At 60.8% G+C, this 18,747-nt stretch carries 15 protein-coding genes and 1 pseudogene; 5 read left to right on the top strand and 11 right to left on the bottom strand.

Translation table 11 applies throughout. From position 1 onward, the window contains the following. Positions 1–20: 20 nt before the first annotated feature. On the bottom strand, positions 21–1,343 hold the full coding sequence (locus CAG47_RS12545; RefSeq protein WP_085725170.1) for an MFS transporter: 1,323 nt from the start codon (positions 1,341–1,343) through the stop codon (positions 21–23). A 194-nt stretch (positions 1,344–1,537) separates the two neighbouring features. Between CAG47_RS12545 and CAG47_RS12540 the strand changes: the two genes are divergently transcribed. Both CAG47_RS12540 and CAG47_RS12535 read left to right on the top strand, forming a co-directional pair. Beyond that, on the top strand, positions 1,538–3,274 hold the full coding sequence (locus CAG47_RS12540) for an IlvD/Edd family dehydratase (RefSeq protein ID WP_085725169.1): 1,737 nt from the start codon (positions 1,538–1,540) through the stop codon (positions 3,272–3,274). A gap of 188 nt (positions 3,275–3,462) precedes the next feature. Beyond that, positions 3,463–4,182, top strand: a complete 720-nt coding sequence (locus CAG47_RS12535) for a FadR/GntR family transcriptional regulator (protein WP_156385876.1) — start codon at positions 3,463–3,465, stop codon at positions 4,180–4,182. 177 nt (positions 4,183–4,359) lie between these two features. On the opposite strand, the gene CAG47_RS12530 is transcribed toward CAG47_RS12535, so the two are convergent. The 8 genes and pseudogenes from CAG47_RS12530 to CAG47_RS12495 form a co-directional block, all read right to left on the bottom strand. Next, entirely contained in the window at positions 4,360–6,744 is a 2,385-nt protein-coding gene (locus tag CAG47_RS12530; RefSeq protein WP_085725167.1) for an RND family transporter, read from the bottom strand. Between the two features lie 42 nt (positions 6,745–6,786). Further along, a complete protein-coding gene (locus CAG47_RS12525; protein ID WP_085725166.1) occupies positions 6,787–7,839 on the bottom strand; it encodes a YCF48-related protein in 1,053 nt (350 codons plus the stop codon). Between the two features lie 609 nt (positions 7,840–8,448). Then, the gene (gene pepN, locus CAG47_RS12520; RefSeq protein WP_085725165.1) at positions 8,449–11,106 is read right to left on the bottom strand and encodes an aminopeptidase N; all 2,658 of its coding nucleotides are present in this window, start codon (positions 11,104–11,106) and stop codon (positions 8,449–8,451) included. Between the two features lie 10 nt (positions 11,107–11,116). Then, positions 11,117–11,773: pseudogene (locus CAG47_RS12515) on the bottom strand (DUF2797 domain-containing protein); the annotation flags it as partial. Between the two features lie 170 nt (positions 11,774–11,943). After that, positions 11,944–12,204 (bottom strand): YeaC family protein, encoded by a 261-nt coding sequence (locus CAG47_RS12510; protein WP_019579318.1) that lies wholly within the window; start codon positions 12,202–12,204, stop codon positions 11,944–11,946. Positions 12,205–12,236: 32 nt separating this feature from the next. After that, positions 12,237–13,106, bottom strand: coding sequence for a rhomboid family intramembrane serine protease (locus CAG47_RS12505; RefSeq protein ID WP_085725163.1), 870 nt, complete (start codon positions 13,104–13,106; stop codon positions 12,237–12,239). Beyond that, positions 13,103–14,074 carry a metallophosphoesterase gene (locus tag CAG47_RS12500; RefSeq protein WP_085725162.1) on the bottom strand — a complete coding sequence of 324 codons (972 nt, stop codon included), beginning with the start codon at positions 14,072–14,074 and terminating at the stop codon, positions 13,103–13,105. The genes CAG47_RS12505 and CAG47_RS12500 overlap by 4 nt, the downstream gene beginning before the upstream one ends. Beyond that, positions 14,074–14,964: an NAD(+) kinase gene (locus CAG47_RS12495; protein ID WP_008016128.1), complete on the bottom strand. Its 891-nt coding sequence runs from the start codon at positions 14,962–14,964 to the stop codon at positions 14,074–14,076. The genes CAG47_RS12500 and CAG47_RS12495 overlap by 1 nt, the downstream gene beginning before the upstream one ends. A 117-nt stretch (positions 14,965–15,081) precedes the next feature. Here CAG47_RS12495 and CAG47_RS12490 point away from each other — a divergent pair, with 117 nt between their 5' ends. After that, entirely contained in the window at positions 15,082–16,032 is a 951-nt protein-coding gene (locus CAG47_RS12490; RefSeq protein ID WP_085725161.1) for a DUF1853 family protein, read from the top strand. Positions 16,033–16,218: 186 nt separating this feature from the next. On the opposite strand, the gene CAG47_RS12485 is transcribed toward CAG47_RS12490, so the two are convergent. Continuing rightward, entirely contained in the window at positions 16,219–16,779 is a 561-nt protein-coding gene (locus CAG47_RS12485) for an NADPH-dependent FMN reductase (protein WP_085725160.1), read from the bottom strand. Between the two features lie 175 nt (positions 16,780–16,954). On the opposite strand from CAG47_RS12485, the gene CAG47_RS12480 reads away from it, so the two are divergent. Together CAG47_RS12480 and CAG47_RS12475 are read left to right on the top strand one after the other, a co-directional pair. Further along, positions 16,955–17,182 carry a hypothetical protein gene (locus CAG47_RS12480; RefSeq protein ID WP_085725159.1) on the top strand — a complete coding sequence of 76 codons (228 nt, stop codon included), beginning with the start codon at positions 16,955–16,957 and terminating at the stop codon, positions 17,180–17,182. Positions 17,183–17,270: 88 nt separating this feature from the next. Beyond that, positions 17,271–18,164: a LysR substrate-binding domain-containing protein gene (locus CAG47_RS12475; protein WP_085725158.1), complete on the top strand. Its 894-nt coding sequence runs from the start codon at positions 17,271–17,273 to the stop codon at positions 18,162–18,164. Here CAG47_RS12475 and CAG47_RS12470 read toward each other — a convergent pair. Further along, positions 18,130–18,744, bottom strand: coding sequence for a GNAT family N-acetyltransferase (locus CAG47_RS12470; protein ID WP_085725157.1), 615 nt, complete (start codon positions 18,742–18,744; stop codon positions 18,130–18,132). The genes CAG47_RS12475 and CAG47_RS12470 overlap by 35 nt on opposite strands. Positions 18,745–18,747 lie beyond the last annotated feature (3 nt).

The following is an 18,747-nucleotide window of genomic DNA, read 5'->3' as shown; positions in this document are numbered from 1 at the left end:
ATCCGGGGTGACCCTTGGATTCAGGTACGGGACACCCCACGCGCACTCGCCGCAAACTCATTTGCCGGCAACACGTGCTTGCGCTCCAGCAGGCGATAGACGACGCCAGTCAGAATCAGCCCGAACACCATCACGCAAGACAGGAAGTACAACCCCGAAGCCAGGTTGCCGGTGTATTCCTTGAGTGCGCCGATCACGAACGGGCCGAGGTAGCCACCGAGGTTGCCCACCGAGTTGATCAAGGCGATCCCCGCCGCCGCACTGGCGCCGGCAAAGAAGCGGCCCGGCAAGGTCCAGAACACCGCCGTGCAGGAAAACAGTGCGAACGCCACCAGGCACAGCGCCGCCAGTTGCAGCAGCGGTACCGACAGCCAGGCGCTGAGAAACAGGCCAATCGCACCCAGCACGTAAAGCACGGCGAGGTGGCCGTAGCGGTCATTCAATCGGTCGGAACTGCGTGGAATGATCAGCAGGCCGATGATCCCGAAGATGTACGGCACCGCTGAGACAAAACCGGTCACCAGGTCGCTGCCGCCGAACTGTTTGATCAAGGTCGGCAGCCACAAACCCAGGCCGTAGATGCTCAGGGTCACAGGCAGGTAGAACAGCGCCAGCAGCAGGACACGCTTGTCCTTGAGGGCGTGCAACGGATTGCCATGACGGGTCTGGCCATAGGCGTCCAGATCCTTTTTCAGCTCGCCACTGAGCCAGTCCTTTTCCGCCTGGTCCATCCACTTCACCTGTTGCGGACCGTCTGGCAACCAGCGCAGTACCGGCCAGGTCAGCAGGATCGCCGGACTGCCAATGACAATGAACAGCCACTGCCAGCCGTGCAGCCCCAACACGCCGTCCATGCCCAGCAAGCCACCGGACACCGGGCCGGTGACCATCATCGCGATGGGTTGGGACAGGATGAACAGCCCGAGGATCTTGCCGCGATGGCGCACCGGGAACCATTGGGTGATGTAGTACAGAACGCCCGGGAAGAACCCGGCCTCGGCGGCGCCGAGCAAAAAGCGCATGACATAGAAGCTGTTCGGCCCCTGGACGAAGGCCATGCCGATGGTGATGGCGCCCCAGGTGATCATGATCCGTGCGAACCAGCGCCGTGCGCCGAAGCGGTCGAGCATCAGGTTGCTGGGGATTTCCAGCAGGAAGTAGCCAATGAAGAACAGCCCGGCACCGAGACCGTAGGCGGCATCGCCCAGGCCGATGTCTGCGCCCATGTGCAATTTGGCGAAGCCCACCGCGGAACGGTCCACGTAGGCAATCAGGTACAGCAGGATCAGGAAGGGAATCAGTTTCAGCGTGATGCGACGGATAAGCCGCAGTTCCTGGCTCATGAGATCGGTCTCCGATTGTTGTTGTTATGGAACCTCGGGGGCCGCCTCTCGCGAAACTTTCGCTAGGGCCATCCCTCCGTTTGAGCCGACTATATAGTAATACTATTTATCCAGCAACACTTCCAAACGTTGCAATTTGCGCTTATGTTACGCCTCACCTCGAACAAAATAGTCATACAATAAGAGAATCGATCATGTCTGATAAGAAACCCACCCTGCGCTCCGCCCAATGGTTTGGCACCGCCGACAAGAACGGTTTCATGTACCGCAGCTGGATGAAGAATCAGGGCATCGCCGACCACCAGTTCCATGGCAAGCCGATCATCGGCATTTGCAACACCTGGTCGGAACTGACCCCGTGCAACGCGCATTTCCGCCAGATTGCCGAGCACGTCAAACGCGGCGTGATCGAGGCTGGCGGCTTCCCGGTAGAGTTTCCGGTGTTCTCCAACGGCGAGTCGAACCTGCGCCCTACCGCCATGCTCACCCGCAACCTGGCGAGCATGGACGTTGAAGAAGCCATTCGCGGCAACCCGATCGATGGCGTGGTGCTGCTGACCGGTTGCGACAAAACCACTCCCGCGCTTCTGATGGGCGCCGCCAGTTGCGATGTTCCGGCGATCGTCGTCACCGGCGGGCCGATGCTCAACGGCAAGCACAAGGGCAAGGACATCGGCTCCGGCACCGTGGTCTGGCAGCTCAGCGAGCAGGTCAAGGCCGGCACCATCAGCATCGATGACTTCCTCGCGGCCGAGGGCGGCATGTCCCGCTCGGCCGGTACCTGCAACACCATGGGCACCGCCTCGACCATGGCCTGCATGGCTGAAGCGCTCGGCACTTCCCTGCCCCACAACGCGGCGATCCCGGCCGTGGACGCGCGCCGCTATGTGCTGGCACACATGTCCGGCATGCGCGCCGTGGAGATGGTGCGTGAAGACCTGAAGCTGTCGAAGATCCTCACCAGGGAAGCCTTCGAAAACGCCATTCGCGTCAACGCCGCCATCGGCGGCTCGACCAACGCGGTGATCCACCTGAAAGCCATCGCCGGGCGCATTGGCGTGGAGCTGGACCTGGATGACTGGACCCGCATCGGTCGCGGCATGCCGACCATTGTCGACCTGCAACCGTCGGGGCGCTTCCTGATGGAAGAGTTCTATTACGCCGGCGGCTTGCCGGCGGTGCTGCGCCGCCTCGGTGAAGCCGACCTGATCCCGAACCCGAACGCCCTGACCGTCAACGGCAAGTCCATCGGCGAGAACACCAGGGACGCGCCGATCTATGGCGAGGACGAGGTGATCCGTACCCTCGACAACCCGATCCGCGCCGATGGCGGTATCTGCGTGTTACGCGGCAACCTGGCACCACTGGGGGCGGTGCTCAAGCCTTCCGCCGCTACACCTGAGTTGATGCAACATCGCGGCCGTGCGGTGGTGTTCGAGAACTTCGACATGTACAAGGCCCGGATCAACGACCCGGAACTGGATGTGGATGCCAACTCGATCCTGGTGATGAAAAACTGCGGGCCGAAGGGTTATCCAGGCATGGCCGAAGTCGGCAACATGGGCCTGCCGGCCAAACTGCTGGCCCAGGGCGTGACCGACATGGTGCGCATTTCCGATGCGCGCATGAGCGGAACGGCCTACGGCACCGTTGTCCTGCACGTCGCCCCTGAAGCCGCCGCCGGCGGGCCGTTGGCGGCCGTGAAAGAAGGTGACTGGATCGAACTCGATTGTGCCAGCGGCCGCTTGCACCTGGACATCCCGGACGCCGAACTGGCGGCGCGCATGGCCGACCTGCAGCCACCCCGACCATTGTTGGCGGGGGGTTATCGCCAGTTGTACATCGACCATGTATTGCAAGCGGACCAGGGTTGCGACTTCGACTTCCTGGTCGGCTGCCGTGGAGCTGAAGTGCCGCGCCATTCTCACTGACTCACACCGTAAATCACTGTGGGAGCGAGCTTGCTCGCGAAGGCGGCCTGGCATTCAACATCCATGTTGACTGACACTCCGCCTTCGCGAGCAAGCCCGCTCCCACAATTGTTTTGCACCTGCCTCAAGATTGTGTCGCGCCTGCTATCATGCGCGACACCTATTCGCACAGGATCGCGTCGTTTCCCATGGATTACCGCAAACCCTCCGACCGCAAAAGCATGCACTCGCGCATCGTCCAGGAACTGGGCATGCAGATCGTCTCGGGACGCTTCCTGCCAGACGACAAACTGCCTGCCGAAGCGCTGTTGTGCGAAGAATATGCGGTCAGCCGGCCGGTGCTGCGCGAAGCCACCCGGGTACTGGTTGCCAAGGGCCTGGTGTACTCCCGTCCGCGGGTCGGCACTGTGGTCAAGCCGCGAAAGGACTGGCACATGCTCGACCCGGACGTGCTGCACTGGTTGATGCAAAGCAGTCCGCAGAATCAGTTTTTCGACCTGCTGACCAGCGTACGCAGCATCATCGAACCGGCCGCAGCCGCCCTCGCCGCGCAATTCGCCACTGAGGCGGATATTGCCTCCATTGGTGAAGCCTACCAGCGCATGGAAGCCGCCCCGACGCCGGAGGCGCTATTGCAGCCGGACCTGGATTTCCACAGTCGCATTGCCGATGCAACGCACAACGATTTGCTCGCCAACCTGTGCAACATGCTCTCGGTGGCCATCGCCGAAGCCTTGAAGCACTCGAACCAGCGGCCGAACCTGCACGAACTGGCGCTGCCCCGGCACAAGGCGATCCTGACCGCCATCGAAAACCGCGACGCCCTGGGCGCACGACATGCGACCCTGGTGCAACTCGATGATGCGCGCAGTGCGCTGAATGTGGTGCTGGGCAGCGATCCTTCCTGACCTTTGAACACCCCATGTGGGAGCGAGCCTGCTCGCGAATGCGGTCTGCCAGCCAAATCCCTGTCGACTGACACTCCGCTTTCGCGAGCAGGCTCGCTCCCACAAAGGGTTGGAGTGAAATTCGAGGTATAAAAAAAGCCGCAACCCGAGTTGCGGCTTTGTTGTTCTAGCGGTCTATCAGTGGGCGAACAACGAATTGCCCTTCTGCCCCGCCAACTTCTCCGGCTTGATCAGGAACCGTGCCAGTGCCGGCAACAGCCACAGCGCACCGAACATGTTCCACAACAGCATGAAGGTCAGCATCAGCCCCATGTCGGCCTGGAACTTGATGGCCGAGAAGATCCAGGTGCACACACCGATGGCCAGGCACAGACCGGTAAACAGTACCGCCTTGCCGGTGGACTTCAGGGTCTGGTAGTACGCCTCTTGCAGCGGCAGGCCGGCACGCAGGAAGCTTTCCAGACGACTGTAGATGTAGATGCCGTAGTCCACGCCAATCCCCACGCCAAGTGCCACGACCGGCAGGGTCGCCACTTTCACGCCAATGCCCATGAAGGCCATCAGGGCGTTGCCAAGTACCGATGTCAGCACCAGCGGCAGCACGATGCACAAGGTCGCCGCCCACGAGCGGAAGGTGATCATGCACATCACCGCGACGCAGATGTACACCAGGATCAGGATGGTCAGCTCGGACTTCTTGATCACTTCGTTGGTGGCGGCTTCGATCCCGGCGTTACCGGCAGCGAGGATGAACTCCAGGCCTTCCTTGTTGTTTTCCCTGGCGAACTCCTGCACCGCATGCGCCGCGCGATCCAGGGTCTCGGCCTTGTGATCGTTGAGGAACACCAGCACCGGCGCCAGGGAGCAGCTGTTGTTGTACAGGCCGTCAGCGCGGGCGATGGAGTTGTTCAGCACATCAGGGTTACGCGACAGGGTTTCCCATTTCAGGTTGCCCTCGTTCATGCCCTTGATCATTTGCTTGGACACCGTCACCAGGGATATCGCCGACTGCACGCCCTCGGTGTTCTGCATCTTCCACATCAACTCGTCGATCGGCGCCATGGCTTCGTAGCGCGAGCACCCCTCGGACCTGGTCTTGACCATCACCACCAGCACATCGGAACTGGTCGAGTAGTTGTTGATGATGAAGTTGTTGTCCTTGTTGTAGCGCGAGTCCGGACGCAGCTCCGGGGCACCCTGGTCGAGGTCGCCGATCTTCAGGTTCTGGCTGTACCAGAGGCCGCCGCCAAAGGCGATCAGCGCCAGCAGAATGGAAACCGGTGCAACCTTGGCGCTGGCGAAGTTCGCCAGCAGGCGCCAGAACGGATGTTCACGGGTTGCATCTTTCTTGCTGCGGGCCACGGCACGCTTGCTGATGCCGACATAGGAAATCGCCACTGGCAGCAGGATCAGGTTGGTGAACACGATCACCGCCACACCGATGGACGCACCGATGGCCAGCTCACGAATCACGCCGATATCAATGATCAGCAGCGTGATGAAACCCACGGCATCGGCGAGGATCGCGATCATCCCCGGCAGGAACAATTGACGGAAAGTGCGACGCGCCGCCGTCAAGGCGTTGTCCGCCTCGCTCGATTGCAGGGCGATCCCGTTGATTTTCTGCACACCGTGGGAAATACCGATGGCGAAGATCAGGAACGGTACCAGCATCGAGTAAGGATCGAGCCCGAAACCGAAGAAGTGCATCAAGCCCAGTTGCCAGATCACCGCCACCAGCGTCGTGCTCAACACCGCGACGGTACTGCGCAGGCAGTTGGTGAACCACAGCAGGAGGATCAGGGTGATGACAAAGGCAATGCCGAAGAACATCACCACCATCACCAGGCCGTCGATCAGGTCACCGACTTTCTTGGCGAATCCGACGATGTGGATTTTCACATTCGGGTTCTGTGTTTCGAACTTGGTGCGGATCTTGTCTTCAAGCTCGTGGGAGAACTGGCGATAGTCCAGCGCCAGCAGCTTGCCCTGGTCTTGCGGGTCCGGGTAGGACTCCAGCAATGGGATATCGACGATGCTCGACTTGAAGTCGTTGGACACCAGGCGCCCGACCTGACCGGACTTGAGCACGTTGTTGCGCAGCAAATCGAGGCTGGCCTGGGAGCCGTTGTAGCTTTGCGGGATCACCTCACCGCCGGCGAAGCCCTCTTCCGTCACTTCGGTCCAGCGCACGCTCGGGCTCCACAGCGACTTGAGGCCGGAACGGTCGACACCGGAGATGTAGAACACTTCGTCGTTGATCTGGCGCAGGGTCTCCATGTACTCCTTGGAGAATATGTCGCCATCGGTGGCTTCCACCGAGATCCGCACGGTGTTGCCCAGGTTCGCCAGATCGTTGCGGTGCTCCATCATCTTCTGGATGAAGGGATGCTCCAGCGGGATCATTTTTTCGAAACTGGTGGACGGACGAATCAGCGTCGCCTGCCAGAACAGGAAGATACTGACCAGCAGGCAGATCGTGATCACTGCCGGGCGGTTGTTGAAGATCAGGCGCTCGAGGAACGTCGCCTTGTCCTGGTGATGAGTACTCAAGGAAGTCATAGCCCCGCCTTCTTATTATTGACCCGGCTCATTTGCCCGCTTTTATTTGCCAAGCTCAGTGCCGCTCGACGAGGTGACGCGAACGCCACCCTGCCCGGCCAGAACCAGATTGCCATTGCCTGCCGCCGTCACCGCCGAGACCGAAATACGGTCCGGACGGTTGACCACCTTGAAGGTTTCGCCATTGTCGCTGCTGCGGATCACCGAACCGCCGTTGCCGACGATCACGATCGAACCATCGTCGAGCAGCGTGCCACCGGACAAGCCGAACTCCAGGTCGCCACGTTCAGCCTTGAGCTCGACCTGCTCCCAGGTACTGCCGAAGTCGGTGGAACGATAGAGGTTGCCGCGCAGACCGTAGGCCAGCAGCGTATTGGGCTGTGCCGTGCCGATCACGCCAAACAGCGAGCCTTCGTACGGACCTTCGAGTTTTTCCCAGGTCTGGCCCCAGTCGGCGGAGCGGAACATGCTGCCCTGCTCGCCGACAACGAACAGCCCGGCGTCCTTGACCGCGGCAATCGCGTTCAGGTGGTACTGGTCTTCGTTATCGAGGCGGTCGCTGGCATCTTCCCAGTGCTTGCCGCCGTCGCTGGTTTCCATCAGCGAGCCATAGGCGCCCACGGCAAAGCCCGTGTCGACGTCCTTGAACCAGACATCGAGCAGCGGCGATTCGCGTTTCAGGTCTTCGAACTGTTTGGCCCAGGTGCTGCCGCCGTCCTCGCTGGCGAGGATCTGTGCGTCATGACCAACTGCCCAGCCGTGCTTGTCGTCGACGAAAAACACCGACGTCAGCAAGGCCCGGGTCGGCACCTTGGCCTGGGTCCAGGTAGCGCCCTGGTCATCGGAATACAGGATGTGCCCACGATCCCCGACCGCCACCAGGCGCTTGCCGGCGTGGACGACATCGAGCATCAGGCTTTTGGAAGCCTTGGCAGATTCAATGGAATAAACAACGTCGGATGCTGGCGCCGCCGCGGCCAACGCAGGTGCCGACAGCATGGCAGAGCCCAACAGCGAGAGCGCTGTGGCCAGCAACGCGAATTTGCGCAATGCCGGCGGGCGGCAGATACCCACACCCATGACAGGCTCACTCATAGACCTTCCCCCATTATTATTGTTAGGTCGTTAAACCTTGCTGGGCGCCGCAAGGGTGCGTGTCTGGACCGGCTGTTCCAGAGCATAGTCCTGAAACCCGCAATCCAGAGCCCCTTCGGAAGCTGGCCTATCCTATCGGTGTTTTTTAATGTCTGACAATCGACGCCACGTTATGTTTTGTTAACCGGAGGGGCGATGGGGGGCTTGTTCTGGATGGTTGGGTATCAGGTGGGGTGATTACGTGTTTGGTGTACAGATCCGTTGCTACGGTAACCGCGGCTGACGGATTCGCTCTTAAAGCGAGTCCCTTTTTTCAAACGTGCACCCTCGCCAGTGCTCGGCCTGCGAGGCTCGTTTCCCTGTAGGAGCGAGCATGCTCGCGAGGGACGTCAACGATAACGCTTGCTGCCTGAATGCCCGCGTTGTGCTGGTGTTTTTCGCGAGCATGCTCGCTCCTACAGAAGAGCAGCGCAGAGGCAGGGTCGCGTCCCCTCTGAGCGAGGGACCGTAAAGGCGAAACCGCCAGCCGCCGTTACCGCAAAAACGGATATGTACTCAATCCCCAAACGACCTGGCCGGCCCGAAGGCCGCCAAGTTCAAAAGCCAGGATCAAGCCAAACTCTTGCTGACCACCTCAAACACATCACTGGACAACTGCCCCGAAGCCCGAATCCGCTCCAGCTCCCCTTTCATCAAAGCCTGACGAGCGCTGTCGTACTTGCGCCAGCGAGTCAAAGGCGCCAACTGGCGAGAAGCGATCTGCGGATTGAAGCCATTCAACTCGATCACCAGATCGGCCAGGAAGCGATACCCGGAACCATCGGCGGCATGGAAGTTGATCAGGTTCTGCCCGGCAAACGCACCAATCAGTGCCCGCACCTTGTTCGGGTTCTTGATGTTGAACGCGGGGTGCTGCATCAACGCCTTCACCCGCGCCAGCCCACCCGGCAGCACACTGCCGGCCTGGACGCTGAACCACTGGTCCATGACCAGCGGGTTGTCCTTGAAGTGCTCGGCGAAGCTGGCCAGTGCCTTGGCCTTCTCGGCTTCGAACGGTGAATTGACCAGCACGGCGAGCGCGGTCAGGCGCTCGGTCATGTTGTCGCATGCATCGAACTGCTCCAGGGTTGCCGCCAGAACTTCCGGCTTGCCGCTGAGCATCAGGTACGACAACGCGATGTTCTGCAACGCACGGCGAGCAAAATGTTCGGCTTCAGCCACATATGGCGTTTGTTTGGACAGGTCGCGATTGGCCTGATAACGCAACCACAGGCCGTCGAACAACGCGTCAGCCAGTTGCTTGCGGGCAAACTCGCGGGCGGTGTGAATGGCATCGACATCCGCCACTTCGCTGATTTCGGTCAGGTACGCCTCGCTTGGCAGCGAGAGCATTTCGGCGACCATCGCCTGGTCCAGCGACTCATCCGACAGCACCGTGCGCAATGCCGATACCAGACGCTGATCGAGTACCAACGCCTCGCCCTTCTGCTGTTGGGCAATCAGCTCTTGCAGCACCTGCACCGACAGTTGCTGACCAGCATCCCAGCGGTTGAAGCCGTCGCTGTCGTGCTGCATCAGGAACATCAACTGGTCGCGGTTGTACGGGAAGCTCAGTTTCACCGGTGCCGAGAAGCCACGCAGCAACGACGGCAGCGGTTGTTCGGCGATGTCGACGAAGGTGAAGGTCTGCTCGGCTTCGGTCACGGAAACGACCCGCGAGACGCCTTGCGCCGAGGCTTCACCGGACAGACGCAGGGCAATCGCCGCCCCTTTGGAATCCAGCAGCCCCAGTTCGACCGGGATCACGAACGGCAGTTTCTGCACCTTGTCCGGGGTTTCCGGGCAGCTCTGGCGGAAGGTCAGGCTGTAGGTTTTCGCCGCGGCGTCGTACGACTCGCTCACCGCCAGGCGCGGTGTGCCAGCCTGGCTGTACCAGCGCTTGAACTGGGTCAGGTCAACGCCATTGGCGTCTTCCATGGCCTTGATGAAGTCATCGCAAGTCACGGCCTGGCCGTCGTGGCGCTCGAAGTACAGGTCGCTGCCTTTGCGGAAACCTTCGGCACCGAGCAAGGTGTGGATCATGCCGACCACTTCCGAGCCCTTTTCATACACGGTCAGGGTGTAGAAGTTGGAAATCTCGATGAAGCTGTCCGGGCGCACGGCGTGGGCCATGGGACCTGCATCTTCGGCGAATTGGTGCGTGCGCAGGTACGCGACGTCCTGGATGCGCTTGACCGTCGCCGAGTTCATGTCCGAGGAGAAACCGGCATCGCGGAATACGGTGAAGCCTTCCTTGAGCGACAGCTGGAACCAGTCGCGGCAAGTCACGCGGTTGCCCGACCAGTTGTGGAAGTATTCGTGGGCGACGATCGCCTCGACCCGCTGGTGCGCGGCGTCGGTGGCGGTTTCCGCCCTGGCCAGTACGGCGCTGGAGTTGAAGATGTTGAGACCCTTGTTCTCCATGGCGCCCATGTTGAAATCGTTCACGGCAACGATCATGAAGATGTCGAGGTCGTACTCGCGACCGTAGACCTCTTCGTCCCAGCGCATGGATTTCTTCAGGCTGTTCATGGCGTGCTGGCACTTGTCGATGTTTTCCGGCTCGACGTAAATGCGCAGCGCCACGTTGCGCTCGCTCAGGGTGGTGAAGCTGTCTTCGACGCACCACAGGTCACCGGCCACCAGCGCAAACAGATAGGCCGGCTTCTTGAACGGGTCTTCCCAGGTCGCCCAGTGTCGGCCGTCTTCCCCAGGACCAGAGGCAATCGGGTTGCCGTTGGACAGCAGCACCGGATAGCTGTGCTGCTCGGCGACCACCGTGGTCGTAAACGTGCTCATCACGTCCGGGCGGTCGAGGTAATAGGTAATCTTGCGGAAGCCTTCGGCTTCGCATTGGGTGCAGAACATTGTGCCGGACTTGTACAGGCCTTCCAGCGCGGTGTTGGTTTCCGGGTGAATCCTGACGCTGGTGTCGACCGTGAAGGTGGTGCTGGTCGGGTGCAGGGTCAGGTGATTCTCGGTCAGCTGGTACTGCGCAGCGGAAAGCGCCTGATCGGCCAGCGTCACCGACAGCAGTTCCAACTGCTGGCCATCCAGCACCAGCGGCGGCAGGCCCGGGCCTCGCTCGGGGTTGCGGCGCATCACCAGTTGCGCATGGACCAGGCTGTGGTCCTCGTACAACTCGAAGGTCAGGTGTGTTTCGTCGATCAGGTACTCGGGCGCCTGATAGTCCTTCAGGTAAATCATCTTCGGTTGTTCGGTGCGCATGCTGGAGTCCTTACTGATGCACGGCGAGCTGGTAAGCCGTGTATTTACGAATGTTGATCACGCCGGTGTCGAAGATCAGGTATTGGCCCTTGACCCCCATCAGCGTGCCTTCGGCAATCGGGTTCTTGTCCAGGTTGAAGCTGACGATTTTCGCCGGATACCGCTCGACCGGGTAGCGGATTTCCAGCGGTTCGACATCGGTAAGCGCCTGGATCGCCTGCAAGCCGAAGCGTTGCTGCAACCCTTGCAAACCTTCGGCGCAGCTGTCGAACAGTTGATCGCGAACCTCGGCCAGGTTCACTGCCGCCGCATCGCCCTTGAGCAAGGCACGCCAGTTGGTCTTGTCGGCCACCTGGCTGCGAAACAGATCCTCGACGAAACCGGACTGCTGCCGGGTCGATACACGCATGATCGGCAAGGCCTGGCTCGCACCCTGGTCGAGCCAGCGGGTCGGCAATTGGGTGGCTCGGGTAATCCCGACCTTCACCCCCGACGAGTTGGCCAGGTACACCACATGATCGGTCATGCAGAACTTCTCGCCCCATTCAGGCTCGCGGCAAGTGCCGGCCTCGAAGTGGCAGCGCTCCGGGCTCATGATGCACACGTCGCACTGGGCCAGTCTGGTCATGCACGGGTAGCAGTAGCCCTGGCTGAAACTGGTCTTGGTCTTGCGACCGCAATGGATGCAGTGAATCGCACCCAGGTATTCCAGGCGAACCGTGGTGCCGATCAACGGATTGACCGGGACTTCGGTTTCGCCCAGACGGAAAGCGTATTGCACGTTCGACCCGTCAAGGCGCGCCGACATTTTGCTGATTGCACCGCGACCAATCTCGATCAATGGATGGCATCCGACTTGAACAGGATGTTGGGCACTTCAATCGACTTGGAGGCGCACTCCTGCGGCCCCATGTAGCCAGTACGCTCTTCCTCGGGCAGATTCTGGATTTCCCAGGCGATCATCGCCTGCAACGACAGTTCCCGTTGTTCGGCGGTGAGCTTGCCACCGTCGGACCATTTGCCGATTTCCACCGCCAGTTTCAGGCTCTGGTAGATATCGGGGGTGATGTTCTTGATCATTTCGTTAAAAGAGGACATTGGGTCTCCGTCTCTTTATTGCATGTTCTGAATTAGGCGGCCAGTTTACGGTGGTTATACAAACCGCCCAACAAACCGCTGAAGCATCCGATGAGTAACCCGCTGACGTGGGCTGCGTTGGCGATCTCGCCGAAGCCGATCATCGAGACCAGCCCGGACAGGCACAGCAGCAACCACACCAGCATCATCACCAGTACGCCACGGGGCAGGCGATAAGCCGGGTTCGGCGCCAGCAACTGGAAGATCCAGCAATGCCCGAGCAGGCCGTACAGCACGCCGGACAACCCGCCGAACAGGGTCGGGCCGCTGAAATAGTATTGGGCGTAGTTGGACACCAGGCTGAACAGCAGGGTCAGGCCGATCAGGTTGATACTGCCCTGGCGCGACTCGATGCGCCGCCCCAATTCCCAGTACCACATGCCGTTCATCGCCAGGTGCAGGATGCCGAAGTGGATCAGCATCGGCGTAAACAGGCGCCACCACTGCCCCGCCGCCAGGCTGTCGGCCAGCGGCGTGAAGTGGATGTATTCGCCGACTACGCGGAATTCGAGGAAGGTCAGCCAGCGCATCGTTTCAAGGTTGTCGCCCAGCAGCGTGAGCGCACCGACGATGATGCTCAGCAACAATACCAGCGCAGTGGCCCTGGCGTATTTCAACTGCTCGACGAAGCCCGGACGCTTGACGGTTTGCACCGGCGGGATGTCCAGTTGCTGATCGGGGTCGCCCGCCGGAAAACGTTCGTACAGCGCACGCACATCTTCGCTGATGTTCTGCGGCACCCACAGCACCTGCTCGCCAGCCTCTTCACTGACGCGATGGGGCACCTGCATGCGTTTGAGCAGCTTGACGAACCCGCTCAAGTCAACCGCCAAAGGCAGACGCAATACCGCTACAGCACTCATTGCAGCACCTCCGGCCGCTCGACATCGACCCAGACGAATTTATTCGGATCCAGGCGGGCTTCCTGGTCCAGGCGATAGGCAACCAGTTTGCCGTACAGCACCGCGCTGTAATCCAGGCAGGCCAGGTTCGGCCGAATCGGTGCCGGTTTGCCGCTGCGCCAGTAATGACCGACGAACAACAGCGGTTCTTCGATGCCATAACGCAGCAAACTGTTCTTTTCGGTGGAAGTCAGTGGCGTCTGGGCCACGGGCTCCGGTAGCGCATCGGGCTGGAACACGATGTCCCCGTAGGTTTTCGGATCGTCCTCCCAGAACTTGGTGCGGAAGAACGAACGCACCAGGCCATCGCCGCTGGTCATGGTCAGGCCATGGGGCAAGCGCATGTCCGTGCCGCGCAGCAACCGGTCGAACACGGTGCAGGCAAACGAACCCGATTGCGCCGACGCCTGAAGAAAAGGCTCGTCGATGCAACCGTCGGGGAACAGCGCCCGCAGCGGCTCGATCAGCCCGGCATCCCAACAGGCATGGACCACGCGAAAACGCCCGGCATCGACGAACAACGGTAACTCATAGAACCATTGCTGGAAGTCGTGCCAGTCAGCCGGATGGCGTTCGAACTGAGTCAGGGTTTCGTGCAGCAGGCGGGCATGGCGCGGCGTGTGCTCGCGAACGAACTGCTTGCCGCTGCCGGGCAGTGCCGGCGTGCTCCAGCCCAGTGCATTGAACTCGTGATTGCCCATGATGCACAGCGCCTGACCGGCCTCGACCATGTCGTGGACGATGTGCAGTGCCTCGCGAATCCGTGGGCCGCGGTCGATGATATCGCCGACGAACACCGCCATGCGCGAGGCATGGCGCCAGACACCAGCCTGTTTGTGATAACCAAGTCGGTCGAGCAAGTGCTCCAGGGTCAGAGCGCAACCGTGCACGTCACCGATCAGGTCGTAGCTACGCGCGGGATCGAGCATCAGTCGCCTCCACCCCCCAACTTGCTGCCCCAGCCGAGCTTGGTCCGGCAGACTTCATAGTAGTTGTGGTCCAGCGGGTGAATCAGCCGCAGTTTCTGGGCTTTCTTGCTCACGGTAATGGTGTCGCCGGGCGCACAGGTGAAGTGGTTCTGCCCGTCACACGAGACTTGCGGGTAAATCTGCATATCCTTGGACACGACGATTTTCAGCTCACTGTTGCCATCGACCACAATCGGCCTGCCCGACAAGGTATGGGGGTACATCGGCACAATCACAATAGCGTCGAGCTTGGGATGCATGATCGGCCCGCCGGCAGACAGCGCGTAGGCGGTGGAGCCGGTCGGCGTCGCGACGATCAGGCCGTCGGCCTTCTGGCTGCAAACGAACTGGCCATCGATGTACAGCTCGAATTCGATCATTCGCGTGGATTTGCCGGGGTGCAGCACCACATCGTTCAAGGCATCGCCCTGGCCGATGGCCTCGCCATGGCGGCGGACTTCGGCTTGCAGGAGAAAGCGGTTTTCCACCAGATAGTGGCCATCGAGCACTTCGGCGACCTTGGTTTCCAGTTCGTCGGGGCGGATATCGGTGAGGAAACCCAGGCTGCCTCGGTTGATGCCGAGCACCGGAATATTGTGCTTGGCCAGCGCCCGGGCGGCACCGAGCAGACTGCCGTCACCACCGACCACGATGACCATGTCGCAGACTTCGCCGAGCATCTTGCGCGACGAGGTTTGCAGGCCGTGCCCTGGCAGCACTTCGGCGATGGTGTCTTCGAGGATCACGTGCAGGTGACGATCGAGCAGAAACCGTTTCAGTCGGCGGACGGTATCCAGCACCTGGGAACTGCCCAGGCGACCGATGATGCCGATATTGCGAAATTGCTCCATGGGGCTCCTGCGGGGATCTGTGTGGCGGCGAAAAACACGATTATGGGCGAAACCCGCCCGTAGACAAAATCCTTTCAGCTTCAAGGGTGTGCCCGAGTTTCGGGCTATGCTCGCAAGATGATGCTATTTCCGGATTTGCTTCACCTGCCCCATCAGTTACGCCACCCCGAAGTGCGTGACCTGGCGTGGGTCATCCTCGCGCCACCCATGCTGGGCAATACCCCGTGGCCGCAGCGCCACCCGCTGGCCGGCAGCGACTGGGTGCAGGAACCACAACGGCTGGAGCATTGGCTGCACCAGTTGGACCGAGACAGTTATGGCTTGTTGCACTGGCTGGCCCAGGCCCGGACCCGGCGCCTGGGTTTGTACTACGAGCGCCTCTGGCAATTCGCCGTGCAGCATGCACCGGGCATTGAACTGATTGCCGCCAACATGCCGATTCGCCGCGAGGGCCACACCCTGGGTGAGCTGGACATGCTGCTGCGCGACCGCGATGGCGTGCATCATCTGGAGCTGGCGATCAAGCTGTACCTCGGCCCGCAAACCGGCGACGGGCATGACACCGCCCAGTGGCTGGGTCCGGGGTGCCACGACCGACTCGACCGCAAACTGGCGCACCTGAGCCTGCACCAGTTGCCGATTTCCGCGCGCCCCGAGAGCCGTGAAGTGCTGGCGGCGCTGGATATCCACGTGTTCAGCGCGCATTTGTGGCTGGGTGGCTACTTGTTGTATCCGTGGCCTGGGCAGGCCGCCTCGCCGTCGGGTGCCCATCCGCAGCATTTGCGCGGGCGCTGGCTGCATCAAAAGGATTGGCCGGCGTTGGTAGCCCAGAGCGCGCCCGGTCGCTGGCAACCCCTGCCACGCCATGCCTGGCTGGCGCCGGCGCACTATTCGGCGGAGCAGACCTGGAACCCAGGACAGATGCAGGCATGGCTCAATGACCTGGACCCGCTGGCACCAGCACAACTGCTGGTGCGCCTGACGGAAAATGCCCATGGCGACTGGGAAGAAGCCGAGCGCTTGTTTCTGGTGGCGGATCTCTGGCCGAATGTACCGGGCAATGCCTGAGTTTTGCGTTGGCTGAACCGGCCCCTTCGCGAGCAGGCTCGCTCCCACATTCAAGCCTCAGTTGAACACAAGCCTTGTATCCACCGAGGCCCCCTGTGGGAGCGAGCCTGCTCGCGAAGGGGACCAACACAGCCTGAAATGCCGGTTATGCAGCGCTTCGCCGGACAAAGCGCTGGCCAATGAAAATTAGACTTTCTTGTGCTGTTCGACCCATTGCCCATAGGCATTGATGAAGCTTTGCAGGAACGGCTTGACCGACTCGGACAGTTTGCCCGCCTCGTCGAACGCCGAACCGGCGCCCCCCAGATAAGCCTCCGGTTGCTGCATCAGCGGGACATTGAGAAACACCATGGATTGACGCAGGTGATGGTTGGCACCAAAACCGCCGATGGCTCCCGGCGAAGCACTGATAATGGCTCCCGGCTTACCGTTCCACGAACTCTTGCCATAAGGGCGAGAGCCGACGTCAATCGCGTTTTTCATCGGCGCCGGCACCGACCGGTTGTATTCCGGAGTCACGAACAACACCGCGTCGGATGAACTGACCTGTTGCCGGAACCTGCTGTAGGCGGCCGGCGGCGATGCACCATCGATGTCTTCGTTATAGAGCGGCAGATCGCCGATCTCGACGATGTCGAGCTTGAGATTGGCCGGCGCCAGTTCTGCCAGGGCCCGCGCGACCTTGCGGTTGATCGATTCCTTTCTCAAGCTGCCAACCACGACGGCGACCGTATAGACGTTGCTCATGGGAATGTCTCGACTGTCCGATATGAAGAGCTTGTAGTTATAGATGACGATTCAAGCAGCGGGTGATTGAAAACGCCTTCCCTGACTATTTTTTTCCTGCAGGAAAACTTCCCCCACCCAACCACGGTCTACAGAACCGCAAATTGAGTGATTTATCTCCAGAGGTTCTAAGCAGATGGCAGCAGTACTCGTCGGTCAGTTCCATGCAAGAGATGCGCAAGGCCGTATTTATTCGGTTCACGAGTTCCAGGAGTCCACCCCGGCGGCAGACGGTTCAGGGCCTGTCACCACCTACAGACTGGCCATTGGCGACCGTGTCAACAAGGTCGACGACAATGAATTTCTGTTGGTGCCAACCGGCGTTACCCTGACCCGCGAACCGCAAACCGCCGCCGTTTCATAACCCGTCGTTATGAGCAGAAGTCATATGCGCGGACTTGGGGTAGGATTCAGCCACTGACTCCTCCACCTGCTGAACATGGACTTCACGCATGCGCTTACGCCATATCGAAGTGATCCAGGCGCTGTTGCAGACCGGTCACCTGGGCACCGCCGCCGAATGGCTGCAGTTGCCGGTGACCGAAGTCGAGCATTTGCTGCGCGACGCCGAGGATCAGTTGGGTTTCATGCTGTTCGCCAGCGTACGCGGACGCTTGCAGGCCACCCGCGAAGCGCGGGAACTGCAAGTGGAAATTGCCCGGGTCTACGATGCACTCGAACCGGTACAGCGCCTGGCCAACAGCCTCAGGCAATACCTGGCGCCGCCGCTGCGCATCATCTGCACCCCGCCCCTGGCCAATCAATTGTTGCCACACAGCATCGCGGCCCTGCGCCGCCGCCTGCCCGACGTGCCTTGCACACTGCTGAGCCAGCCGACCCGCGACATCGTCAGAAGCCTGTTGCTGCGTGACAGCGATCTGGGGCTGAGCCTGCACGACCCCGATCACACCGACCTCGATTGCCAGGTGATTGCCCAGGGCAAACTTCATTTGCTCGCGCCCCATGGCTGGCTGCAACCGAAACAGAAATACATTTCACTGCAGGATCTGGCCGGTCAATCGATGATCGGCCTGGAGGGCCACGACCCGCTGAGCCCGGCGCTGGAAACCAAACTGCACGGCTTGCGCCCTGCCCCGGTGATTCAGACCCGGGTCCAGACGCATCAGATGATGCGCAGCATGGTCGAGGCCGGAGAAGGCCTGGCCATCGTCGACCCCTTCACCGCCCTCGGCGCCAAGGCCTCGGGACTGGACGCCTGCCCGCTGGCACCCGCCGTCCCGATCAACCTCTACGCCTTGTCCCTTAAAAACGCCGAACCGTCTCCGGCGGTCCAGGCCCTGCTGGCGATCGTCAGGGAACAAGCCGCGGCGATGCAGACGAACTGAGCGGGCTCTCCAGCGGATTTTCGAAGATTCGATACCAGAACAGCGCCACTTCGGCGGTATTCGGGTCGATGCCGCGATAGCGCAGGTGGTCGATCCCGCCAATCACGTAACCACAGCGCTCATAAAGCCGGCAGGCCCCCAGGTTGTTGTTCTGGGTTTCAAGCATGATGCCCGGGAGTTTTTTCTTGCGGCTCCAGAATTGCGCCACATCCAGCAGGGCCCTGGCCACGCCATGCCGTCGCGCCGGTGCATGCACCGCCAGTTCGTCGATATGGGCAAAACCATTCCAATTGGTACTGACCACCAGGTGCCCCACCGGCTGGTCGTCCAGATAGGCCATGAAAACCGCGCTGTCGGCGGCATTGCGAAAGCTGCTGAACTCTTCGGGGTCGATACCGTAGCACTTGCGATAGGGCGTGATCGGGGTCACCGGCCACTGTGCTACCGGCTTGCCGATCTCGGCCGCACCGTAGGCCGCGACTTCAAAACTGAAATCACTGTCGCAGATGTAGGCGGCAAAACCTTCATCGGCAACCCGTACCGATAACCCTGGATAATTCGGATTTATAACCGGCTGCATACT

The sequence above is a fragment of the Pseudomonas sp. R37(2017) genome (assembly GCF_002113375.1).
In the GTDB taxonomy this organism is placed as follows: domain Bacteria; phylum Pseudomonadota; class Gammaproteobacteria; order Pseudomonadales; family Pseudomonadaceae; genus Aquipseudomonas.
The sequence above is the reverse complement of the archived record's forward strand: the minus strand, read 5'-3'. Positions and strand labels throughout refer to the sequence as shown.